Origin of the sequence: Eubacterium uniforme (assembly GCF_900167115.1) — a bacterium.
Classification (GTDB): Bacteria; Bacillota; Clostridia; order Lachnospirales; family Lachnospiraceae; genus Eubacterium_S; species Eubacterium_S uniforme.
In genome coordinates this window covers 187406-199172 of sequence record NZ_FUXZ01000006.1, presented here as the reverse complement: position 1 = coordinate 199172, position 11767 = coordinate 187406, and the positions used below count along the sequence as shown (strand labels likewise).

The window sequence follows — 11767 nt, the reverse complement described above, 5'->3', positions numbered from 1 at the left end:
TACAGTTTTAACTGTAGATTGTTCAGGTAGTATGCTTTTAAAAGATTGGATTGATTCGGGATATAAATACGGACTTATTCCATTGGATGAATATGTCACGACTCGTGATAAAACATGTAATAGAATTAAGGCTATAACTGGATTTGTTGAAAATATGGGTGATATGGATAAGGCAGCCATAGTATTTTTTAATGATAAGGCATATAAAAAGACAGAGATGACAAATGATAAGGATGCCTTGTTAGATGCTATGCAGGAACTTAAAGATGGAGGAAATACAAGTTTCAATAATGCTTTATCTGCATCAATAGAAATATTTAATACAGAAACCTTTAGTGGTAATAACAGAATTATTTTATTATCAGATGGAGAAGCAGCCTATAGTAAAAAGATTCTTGATTCAGCAAATGCCAAAGGAATAGAAATAGATACGGTTGGATTGGGAGAAGAAGCAGGAGATGAATTATTAAAGGAAATCGCAGAGTATTGTAATGGTGATTTTTATAAGGCGTATGAGGCAGAAGAATTGATAAATATATACTCTATCCTTGGCTTCGGAGATGATTTTGATAAGACGGATAATGATCATGATGGTTTATATGATGCAGTAGAAGCGGCAGGTATTAGATTACAGAATGGAAGTATTTTGTATGGTTGTGATCCTACAAAATCAGATACAGATGGAGATGGGATAGAAGATGGAGAAGAAATAAATCCTATGCCTGTATGTAATGATATAACAGAGTATGGAAGCTATGAGGCTGACGATAATAGAATAAAAGGTTATTATTTTTCAATGAAATCAAATCCATGTAAAAAAGATACAGATGATGATGGATATGAAGATAAAGTTGAGAGAGATGAGTACAATTCATCTCCGTTATATAGTGATATCATAAAGCATAGATGGGGGAAAGATTATATATCTATAATAGAGGGAAATGAAAAAGGAATAGATTCATTTGGGGGAAATCAGGAATGGTTTGATAGTACAGATAAATCATCTACTAATTATATTATTTATAATTATGGATGTGGAATGATTTCAGCATCAGATATATTATTATATTTAGCTGTTAAGGATAAAAATAAAGAAACAGGATATACTAGTATAGCAACCGAAAAGATGCAGGGATTAAAAGTAGATAAGGATACTTATAAAGAATATATTGAAGAAATGAATGCATTTGTTTTTCCGACTGTAAGAAAAAATGGAGTAACTGGGTGGTCGATGAGAAATAGAATGAATGAATATTTTAGGGGATTTTCGATTGATTTACATGCTCAATGGGAGGTGAGTTTGGTAAATTTGAAGGATTGTATAATTAGTATGCTTGATGAAGATATCCCTGTATGTTTGTCTATTGGTGATTCTGATTATGGCATAGGTTTTCATAGTGTAGATTCTAAACAGAATAATAATTTGCCAGTAGATATAAATAATACTGATGTGAAATACTATAGTAATCATTATGTTACTATAACAGGTATGTTGGAAGATAAAATAAAAAAAAGAACATATTTAGAAATATCATCTTGGGGAAACAAGTATTATATTGATTTTGATGAATATATAGAATATGTGGATAATCATAGTAAGAGTTTATATAGTAATATTTTATACATTTATGAGGTTAATAAGTGATAATGAAGAAAAAGATATTAATGGTATTGTTAATAATAATAGGTATTATATTGTTAAACTTGTGTAGATATACTAGATTAGAAAGAAAAATAATATTTGCAAATATTAATCATTTTACAGATGTAGACTTTGATAAAGTTAATATAAATAATGATGAAAAAAATGTAGATATATGTTTTAAGGTTGATCATATACATATAACGCATAAGATTGTAAAAGATTTGATGAATAATAGTAAGAAAGTAGTGTTTGATAATAAAAAATACGAAGCTTATAAAATGACGATAAATATTTTAGGTGCACAACGTATAATATATGCTGTTACAATTGATTCTAATGATGAGGTAGAAAAAGTTTATTGTTCGACTAATGTTAATGAAAAGTTAATACCTTTGTCAACAATTGAAAAGGAATATCCAAGTGTAAAAGAACTATATTTGGAAAAATTTGATTATGAAGATTATAGTGATTTGAATAATTATAAAGAATTTAATAACTTAAAAAGAGTTAGTTTCAGTGTAAAACCAAGTGATGAAGTTATTAACTATATAAAAGAAAAATTCCCAAATTGTGAATTGAAATATGATAGCGATGATTGAATGAGTGGTTTATAAAAAATAGAGGAACTTTGTTTTATTACATAGCTCCTCTATTTTTTAATATAAAAATACCTAAATAAATTTAACTAAAACTATTGACATATTTTTAACCAACAAATATAATGAAGAAGAAATATCTAAATAAATTTAGGTAAAATATTTTAGGTTTGTGAAGGCAAACCCTCAAGGAGGATTTTAAAAATGTCATTTGAAACAGTAAAAGAAATTATTATTGATACTATTAATTGCGATGCAGATGATATCAAGATGGAGTCAAACTTAAGAGATGATTTATCAATCGATTCTCTTGATGCAACAGAACTTTGCATGGCTTTAGAAGAACATTACAACACAACAATCGATGAAGATGCAATGGTTGGATTCGTTAAAGTATCTGACATTGTTGAATATATTGATAAAAACGTAGAGGCATAATCTAGTTTTTTGTTCAAACATGGAAAAAATAAAGTAGGGATTAGAACTAATATCTAGGAGAAAGGAGATCCAATTATAAGCTAGAAATTACTGACTAGAAAATTGGATGAACGTTATTATGGATATTAAAGAAGTATATGATATCTGGGATAGATTTGAAAAATCAGATATAGATGAGATTGAGGTTGAATTAGGTGAAGATAGAGTTCACTTTAAGAAGACTGCAGATGTTGATGAAGCACTTGGTAAACTTGCCGGATGTATGAACATTAGAAGTGAAGTAGCACCAGCAAATGCACCTGCAAGCACAGTGGATACGAATGAAAATGCAAGTGATGGAAGTTGCATTTTACCATACAATGGCTCTCCAGTGAAGGCGCCTATCGTTGGAACTTTCTATAGAGCACCTTCACCAGGAGCCACTCCTTTCGTTGAAGAAGGAACAAAAGTTAAGAAGGGCGATGTAATTGGAATAATTGAAGCCATGAAACTTATGAATGAGCTTTCAGCTCCAAAGGATGGAACCATCGAAACTATTTTAGCTGAAGATGGCAAAATGGTTGAATATGATCAGGTGATTATGAGTATTAACTAAAGAACAGGAAGGTGGTTCTATGTTTAAACGAATTTTAATTGCAAACAGAGGCGAAATTGCACTTAGAATTATTAGATGTGCAAGGGAAATGGACATAGAAACAGTCGTTGTTTATTCAACAGCTGATAAGGATTCACTTCCAGTTATGGGAGCGAATTACGCAGTATGCATAGGTCCAGAAAGCCCTGCAAAAAGTTATCTTAATCAGGATGCAATCATTGAAACAGCCCTTAGAATGGAGTGCGATGCGATTCATCCAGGTTATGGATTTTTATCAGAGAACGCAGAATTTGCCAGCAAATGCGAAGAACATAATATAACATTTATTGGTCCATCTTCAGAGCTTATTAGTAAGATGGGCGATAAACAGGAAGCAAGAAAATTAATGATGGAAAATGGAGTAAGGGTTGTACCTGGTTCAAAAGAAATCATTAAGAGTTTAAAAGAAGCAAAAGAAGTTGCTAAAGAAATAGGCTATCCTGTTTTAATTAAGGCAAGCGCCGGTGGCGGTGGTCGAGGCATGAGAAAAGTCTTTGAAGAAAAAGATTTGGCTAAGATGTTTAAGATGGCTAAAGCCGAGGCGAAGGCAGCATTTGCTAATGATGATATGTATATAGAAAAACTTGTTATTAATCCAAGACATATTGAGGTTCAGATTTTGGCTGATAAATATGGAAATGTGGTTTCTCTTGGCGAAAGAGATTGCTCAATTCAGAAGAACAATCAGAAGATGCTTGAAGAGTCTCCGGCATGCGGACTTAGTGATGAAAAGAGAAGAGAAATCTCTGATATGGCAATACTAGCTGGAAAAGTTTCAGGCTATAACAGTGTTGGTACTTGTGAATTCATTCTTGATAAGGATGAAAATTTTTATTTTATCGAGATGAATACAAGAATACAGGTTGAACATCCGGTGACTGAGGCTGTATCGGATGTTGACCTGATTAGACAGCAGATTCGTGTGGCAGCGGGACTTAAACTAGATATTAAAAATGAAGATGTAGAGCTTCGTGGCCATGCCATAGAGTTTAGAATATGCGCAAAAACACCTGGAGTTATAAAGAATCTACATATTCCAAGCGGATTTGGAGTAAGAATTGAAACACATTTATATAACGGATATGAGATAACTCCATTTTATGATCCGATGATTGCAAAAGTTATTGTAAGAGGAAGAAGTAGACTTGAAGTTATAAGACGACTTAGAAGAGTGCTTGAGGAAATGGTTATTGACGGAGTTGAGACTAATGTGGCATTTCTACATCAGTTAACATACCATCCAGATTTTCTAAAAGGAAGTTATGATACAGGCTTTTATGAAAAGGAACATAGTAAGATTGAATCATGGATAGGTGAGGTATTAACTCTTTCTAAAGACGCATAGTGAGGAATGATATGTTAAGTGAAGTGTTTGAACGTAAGAGAATACGTTGGAAAAAACTTAATGATATTAGAGAGAAAAATAATGAAAAAAAGAAAGCTGTTATCAGTGCGCATAGAAGAATTTCTATGATTTGTGATAATGGTGAGTTTAAGGAATTAGATGCAAATCTTGAAAGCAATAATCCTATTGATTTCCCAGAATATGATGAAAAAAGAAGTGAACTTATTAGCAAATGCCATATGAAAGATGCATTTGTTTCAGCAATCGGAAAGATTGATGGAAGAAAGGCACTTATAGGAGCGTTTGATACAAGGTTTCTAATGGGAAGCATGGGAACGGTTGTTGGTGAAAAGATTGCAAGACTAGCAAGCAAAGCAAATAAGGATAAATTACCACTTATAATTTTTAGCGCAAGTGGTGGAGCAAGAATGCAGGAGGGATTATTTTCTCTTATGCAGATGGCAAAAACTTCAGCTGCAATAACAAAGTTTAAGGATAATGGAGGATTGTTTATTTCAGTTCTTACTAATCCTACAACTGGTGGAGTAAGTGCAAGTTTCGCAAGTCTTGGCGATATTATAATTGCAGAACCTAATGCACTTATATGTTTTGCTGGACCTAGAGTTATAAAACAAACAATTGGTGAGGAATTACCAGAAGGATTTCAAAGATCTGAATTCTTGCTTGAACACGGCATGATTGACATGATAGTGCCTAAGGAAGAAATGAAAGATACTTTGAGTAAATTGCTTAGATTACATAGTGGAAAATATGTGTTTGAGTAAATAAATGATGGGAAGATGATGTTATGGATTCATATGAAAAGCTTCTTAGCGCAAGAGATATAAAAAGACCAAACATAAATTACTACATTGATGCGTTATTTAATGATTTTATTGAACTTCATGGCGACAGATTATATAGAGATGATAAGGCAATAATAGGTGGAATTGCAACATTTCATGGTTTGCCTGTTACGGTAATAGGACATAAAAAAGGACACAACATGAATGAAAACATAGAGTGTAACTTTGGTATGACTAGTCCTGAAGGATATCGTAAAGCTGTACGACTTATGAAGGAAGCAGAAAAATTTCATAGACCAGTAATTACCATAGTTGATACGCCGGGTGCATATCCAGGTATTGAAGCTGAGAGTAATGGTCAGAGTAATGCGATTGCTGAAAGTATAGCTTGCATGAGTTCATTAAGAACACCAACAATAGCAATTATTACTGGTGAGGGAAGTAGTGGTGGCGCCATTGCCATTGCAACAGCTGATAAAGTATGGATGCTTGAAATGGCAGTTTACTCAATTCTTTCTCCGGAAGGATTTGCTAGTATTATGTATAAGGATGCATCACTTGCACCTAAGGCATGCGACATTATGAAGATTACAGCAGATGAGTTATACGAACTCGGTCTTGTGGATGGTGTGATTAAGGAAGATGCAAAAACACTAATAAGACTTGATAAGATGATTTATGATGAACTTAAAGTCTTGTTAAAGAAAAAGCCTGAGGCATTAATTAAAGAGAGATATGAAAAGTATCGTAAGATTGATGCAGGAGCTTTTAGTTAGAAGGAATAAAAATGGATAAAAAATTAGGAATAAAAATTTTAGCAACAGGTAGGGCAGTTCCGAAAAAGAAATTGACTAATTTTGATTTTGAGAAAATCGTTGAAACAAGCGATGAATGGATATATACAAGAACTGGAATAAAGAGCAGATACTTATGCGAAGAGGAAAGCTGCAATTCACTTGCAGTTGAAGCAGCAAAAAAAGCTCTTGAAAAATCCGGAATTGACAAGGATCAGATTGGAATAATAATTACAGCCACATCAAGTGGCGACTATGTATTTCCATCTGTGTCCGCGATGATTCAGAAGGAATTAGAAATTGATAGCAATGTAAATTGTTTTGATTTAAGTGCAGCATGCACAGGATTTATATATGCATTAACAGCTGCAAAGTCGATGCTCGCATTTGCTGAGAAAAAATATGCTCTCGTTATCGGAAGTGAGCAAATGTCACGTCTCCTAGATTATAGTGATAGAACAACTTGTGTACTTTTCGGCGATGGAGCGGGTGCTGCAATTATTGAACTGAGCGACGGGGAGTTCGTTCAGGAGGGGGTAACCCTTGGAAATAACGAAGCGTTATGCATGGATGGAATAAGAGGAAATGTTCCTGAGTTTGGTGAAAGTAATTTAGATGGCGATGGTCTAGATAAAGGTGCTTTGACTGAAAATGATAGCCTGGTAGACACAGGTGTAGCTAAGTCAGGTATTAAGATGAAGGGACAGGATGTTTATAGATTTGCTGTTACTGCGATTAATGATATCATCAACCGTCTCTTAGATAAAAATAACATGACCATGGATGATATTGATTTGATTGTTTGCCATCAGGCGAATTCAAGAATCATTGATTCTGTTAAAAAGAGATTTAAAGGTCATGAAGATAAATTCTATTTAAATATAGATAAGTATGGTAACACATCGGCGGCAAGCATTCCAATTGCCTTAAGTGAATTAGATGATGAAAATAAACTTAAGGGTAAGAGATGTATTATAGCTGGATTCGGTGCGGGACTAAACTATAGTGGCATTCTCGCACAATTATAATAACTGTTAAGTGATAGTTAGTTGCATATTGATACTAACTGCTGCGAAATATAAAGATGATGAAAAAGAAATATAAATGGGTAAACATTTAAAATTAGGAAATGTTTGAAAGGAATAGTATGAAACTTTGTGAAATGTTAGGAATCAAATATCCAATAATACAGGGAGGAATGGCAAATATTGCGACAGGTGAATTTGCTGCAAGTGTTAGTAATGCTGGCGGACTCGGTCTTATCGCTGGTGGCGGAATGGATGCTGAAACTTTAAGAGAAAACATTAGAAAATGTAAGAGTCTTACAGATAAGCCATTTGGTGTTAACTTAATGCTTATGAATCCTGATACTCCTAAGATGGCAGATGTTGTTGTTGAGGAAGGTGTTAAGATTGTAACTACTGGTGCTGGTAGCCCTGGTGTTTACATGGATAAATGGAAGGAAGCAGGCATCACTGTAATTCCAGTTGTTTCAAGTGTTGCTCTTGCAATTCGTATGGAGAGATGCGGTGCTGACATGGTTATTGCTGAAGGTACTGAAAGTGGTGGACATGTTGGTGAGATGACAACTATGGCTTTAGTTCCTGCAGTTGTTGATAAGGTTTCAATTCCTGTTATTGCAGCAGGTGGTATTGCTGATGGAAGAGGACTTCTTTGTGCAAAGGCACTTGGTGCAGTTGGTGTTCAGATTGGTACAGTTTTACTTGCAACAGCTGAATGCCCAATTCATGAAAATTATAAAAATGAAGTTATAAAGGCTAAGGATAATGGAACAGTTGTTACTGGTAGAATCAGTGGAGTTCCAGTTCGTATTCTTAAGAATAGCATGGCCAGAGAGTACGTTAAGAAGGAAAAGGAAGGTGTTCCTAAGGAAGAACTTGAGATGTATACACTTGGTTCACTTCGAAAGGCAGTATTTGATGGTGATACAAAGATGGGTTCACTTATGGCTGGTCAGATTTCATGTATCGTTAATGAAGAAAGAACTGTTAAGGAAGTTCTTGATGATATGATGAATAGTTACGAAGAGTTAAGAAAGAATTTATAGGAGATACATAATGAAGATTGCATTTTTATACGCTGGACAGGGAAGTCAGAAAGTTGGAATGGGTAAGGATTTTTATGATGAGTTTGATTCATTTAAAAATCATCTCGATAATCTTTCTGATGGAGATATTATAAAGACTCATATGTTTGAGGGCCCTATGGAGGAACTTTCAAATACAAAGAATACTCAAAGAGCGATGGCTGCATTTGCTGGAGCGGTGACAGACATGCTTGCTGATGAAGATATTAAACCTGAGGTTGCAATGGGACTTAGTCTTGGAGAATATGGAGCATTATATGCAGCAGGGGTATATGATTATGATTCATATGTTGCGCTTACAACTTTCAGGGGAGACAAGATGAATAAAGCAGCAGAAGGCAAGAAGTGTGCGATGAGTGCAATCTTGGGACTTAGTAGCGAATTAGTTACTAAGTCATGTGAAGAATACATGAGTAATCATGGCGATGATGCATATGTAACAGTTAGTAATTATAACTGTACTGGGCAGAGCGTAATATGTGGAAGCGAAAGTGCTGTTGAAGAAATGGAAAACATTTTTAAGGAAAAAGGTGCTAAGAGATGCATTAGAGTTAGGGTAAGTGGTCCTTTCCATACAAAATTTATGAAGGATGCAGGCGATGCACTTGAAACATACTTTAATGATAATCCTCTTGAGAGTCCAAAACTTCCAGTATTACTTAATGCAACAGGTGATTACTATAAGGAAGGCGATGATCTTTCAAAGCAGCTTATTAAGCAGGTGCAGAGTAGTGTTCGTCTTGAAGAAAACATTGAAAAATTACTTAGTAGCGATATTGATACTTACATTGAAATTGGACCAGGAAAAGTTGTTTCTGGATTCTTAAAGAGAATGTCAAAGGATATTGATAAAGATATTAAGATTTTAAATATTGATACAGCTGAAGATTATAAGGCAGTTGTTGAATATGTTAAAGCAAATAAGTAGTTAACTAAATTTAAGAACAAATAGTTTAAAAACTAAAATTGGAGGAATTAAAAAGTGAGTAGAAAAACTGCAATAGTAACAGGTGGAAGCAGAGGTATCGGAAGAGCCATATGTTTAAAACTTGCAAAGGAAGGATATGACATTGCTTTTAGTTACAGAAGTAAGGATGATGAAGCAAATGAAGTTAAATCACTTCTTGAAGAAGCCGGAGCAAATGTATTCATTAAGAAGTTTGATGTAAGTGATAGTGAAGAATGCTCAGCATTTGTTAAAGAAACTAATGAAAAATTCGGTGATATCGATGTGCTTGTTAATAACGCAGGTATTACAAAGGATAATTTAATGATTAGACTTGGTGATGATGATTTCTCTGATGTTTTGGATGTAAATTTAAAGGGCAGCTTTTACATGGCTAGGGAAGTATCAAAACTTATGCTTAGAAAGAGAAAGGGCAGCATTATTAACATGAGTTCAGTTGTTGGAATCATGGGTAATGCAGGTCAGGTTAATTACTCAGCTTCAAAGGCAGGCGTTATTGGTATGACTAAGTCTCTTGCAAGAGAACTTGCAAAGAAGAATGTAAGAGTAAATGCTGTTGCACCAGGAATGATTGAAACAGACATGACTGATGTTTTACCTGAAGAAGCTAAGAAAAAAATTGCTGATGCAATTCCATTAAAAGAAATGGGTAAGCCAGAGGATATTGCTAATGCAGTAGTATTCCTTGCTGGTGACAATTCAAGATATATCACAGGCCAGGTATTAAGTGTAGACGGCGGCATGGCAATATAATGTGCGTAGGGCAGTGTAAAAGAAGGATATGGCCAAATGCACTGCTAGGAAGCAACTTGTTAAGAGTGAAAGAGCAGTGCAAATCGTTGAAATCTCGATTTCACCCGTAAATCTAACTTGCTTTAGTAGGTGGTAGGCAGTGCAAATGAAGGATATGGCCAAATGCACTGCCAGGAAGCAAGTTGTGGAGGGTGAAAGAGCAGTGCAAATCGTTGAAATCTCGATTTCGCCCGTAAATCTAACTTGCTATAGTAGGTGGTGGGCAGTGTAAAAGAAGGATATGGCCAAATGCACTGCTAGGAAGCAAGTTATATATATAAAAAAGGCAGTGCAAATGTGGGTTTTTCAAAATCACACTGCCAAATGAAAAATATATTAAAAGTGTACTGCATTTTCGCTTAGATGAAGTTATATGAAAATCGAATGGAGGAATAGATGAGAAAAGTTGTAGTTACAGGTCTTGGTGCATTAACACCAGTCGGAAATAATATTAAAGATATGTGGGAATCAATTAAAGCAGGTAAATGCGGTATTGATTACATTAAAAGATATGATGCAACTGATTATAAGGTAAAGGTTGCAGGCGAACTTAAAGATTTTAGTCCTGAAGGTGTACTTGAAAAATCAGAGCTTAGAAAGATGGATGAATACATTATCTATGCAATCTGCGCAGCAAATGAAGCTATCAATGATTCAGGAATTAAAATCGATGAAGAAGATCCATACAGATGCGGAATTATATTCTCATCAGGTATCGGTGGAATTGGAACAATTCAGAAAGAAACAAAGAGAGCATTAGAGCGTGGATATGAAAGAGTATCTCCATACTTTATTCCACTTGCAATCGCAAACATGGGTGCAGGTAATGTCGCAATTAAGACAGGCTTCAAGGGAATCTGTACATCAGTAGTTACTGCTTGTGCCAGTGGTACTAATGCAGTTGGTGATGCATTCAGACAGATTCGTGATGGCTATCAGGATGTAATGCTTTGCGGTGGTTCAGAAGCAGCAGTTGATGAACTTGGTATCGGTGGCTTTACATCAATGCATGCGCTTTCAACATCTGATGATCCAAACCGTGCCTCAATTCCATTTGATAAGGAAAGAACAGGCTTCGTTATGGGCGAAGGTGCAGGTGTACTTGTTCTTGAAGAATATGAACATGCTAAGGCACGTGGCGCACACATCTATTGTGAAATCGCTGGCTACGGTGCAACATGTGATGCAAATCATATTACAGCTCCACTTGAAGATGGTAGTGGAGCAGCTAAGTGTATGGAACTTGCAATTAAGGATGCAAATTTGTCTCCAGAAGACATTACATATATTAACGCTCATGGTACATCAACAAGACTTAATGATAAAGGCGAAACACTTGCTATTAAGAAAGCATTTGCTGATTGCTATGACAAGGTTTTAGTTAGTTCAACAAAGTCAATGACTGGACACATGCTTGGCGCAAGTGGTGCTGTTGAGGCTATTATTACAGCGCTTAGTGTAGCAAATGACGTGGTTCCACCAACTGTGAACTACAAGGTTCCTGATGAGGAATGCGACCTTGACATCGTACCAAATGAAGCTAGAAAGGTTACAGTTAATGCGGCTATTTCAAATTCACTTGGATTTGGTGGTCATAATGCAACAGTATTGTTTAAGAAGCTAGATGCTTAGATTGTTGGGAT

General features: G+C 35.0%; 12 protein-coding genes. All 12 read left to right on the top strand.

Annotation, left to right across the window (positions count from 1 at the left end; genetic code table 11):
• On the top strand, positions 1–1645 hold a 1645-nt coding region (locus B5D16_RS05975), incomplete at its 5' end, for a vWA domain-containing protein (RefSeq protein WP_143405052.1).
• A 2-nt stretch (positions 1646–1647) separates the two neighbouring features.
• Complete coding sequence (locus B5D16_RS05970; protein ID WP_078766069.1) at positions 1648–2244, top strand: hypothetical protein; 597 nt, start codon at positions 1648–1650, stop codon at positions 2242–2244.
• Between the two features lie 201 nt (positions 2245–2445).
• Positions 2446–2679 carry an acyl carrier protein gene (locus B5D16_RS05965; protein ID WP_078766068.1) on the top strand — a complete coding sequence of 78 codons (234 nt, stop codon included), beginning with the start codon at positions 2446–2448 and terminating at the stop codon, positions 2677–2679.
• A 118-nt stretch (positions 2680–2797) separates the two neighbouring features.
• A complete protein-coding gene (gene accB / locus B5D16_RS05960; RefSeq protein ID WP_159444302.1) occupies positions 2798–3274 on the top strand; it encodes an acetyl-CoA carboxylase biotin carboxyl carrier protein in 477 nt (158 codons plus the stop codon).
• 19 nt (positions 3275–3293) lie between these two features.
• The gene (locus B5D16_RS05955) at positions 3294–4658 is read left to right on the top strand and encodes an acetyl-CoA carboxylase biotin carboxylase subunit (RefSeq protein WP_078766066.1); all 1365 of its coding nucleotides are present in this window, start codon (positions 3294–3296) and stop codon (positions 4656–4658) included.
• Positions 4659–4669: 11 nt separating this feature from the next.
• On the top strand, positions 4670–5443 hold the full coding sequence (locus tag B5D16_RS05950; protein WP_078766065.1) for an acetyl-CoA carboxylase carboxyltransferase subunit beta: 774 nt from the start codon (positions 4670–4672) through the stop codon (positions 5441–5443).
• Between the two features lie 23 nt (positions 5444–5466).
• Positions 5467–6240: a carboxyltransferase subunit alpha gene (accA, locus tag B5D16_RS05945; protein ID WP_078766064.1), complete on the top strand. Its 774-nt coding sequence runs from the start codon at positions 5467–5469 to the stop codon at positions 6238–6240.
• A gap of 11 nt (positions 6241–6251) precedes the next feature.
• A complete protein-coding gene (locus tag B5D16_RS05940; protein ID WP_078766063.1) occupies positions 6252–7286 on the top strand; it encodes a beta-ketoacyl-ACP synthase III in 1035 nt (344 codons plus the stop codon).
• Between the two features lie 119 nt (positions 7287–7405).
• A complete protein-coding gene (locus B5D16_RS05935; protein WP_078766062.1) occupies positions 7406–8326 on the top strand; it encodes a nitronate monooxygenase in 921 nt (306 codons plus the stop codon).
• A 10-nt stretch (positions 8327–8336) separates the two neighbouring features.
• Positions 8337–9293 (top strand): ACP S-malonyltransferase, encoded by a 957-nt coding sequence (locus B5D16_RS05930; protein ID WP_078766061.1) that lies wholly within the window; start codon positions 8337–8339, stop codon positions 9291–9293.
• 54 nt (positions 9294–9347) lie between these two features.
• On the top strand, positions 9348–10085 hold the full coding sequence (fabG, locus tag B5D16_RS05925; RefSeq protein ID WP_078766060.1) for a 3-oxoacyl-[acyl-carrier-protein] reductase: 738 nt from the start codon (positions 9348–9350) through the stop codon (positions 10083–10085).
• Between the two features lie 435 nt (positions 10086–10520).
• A complete protein-coding gene (gene fabF, locus B5D16_RS05920; protein ID WP_078766059.1) occupies positions 10521–11756 on the top strand; it encodes a beta-ketoacyl-ACP synthase II in 1236 nt (411 codons plus the stop codon).
• Positions 11757–11767 lie beyond the last annotated feature (11 nt).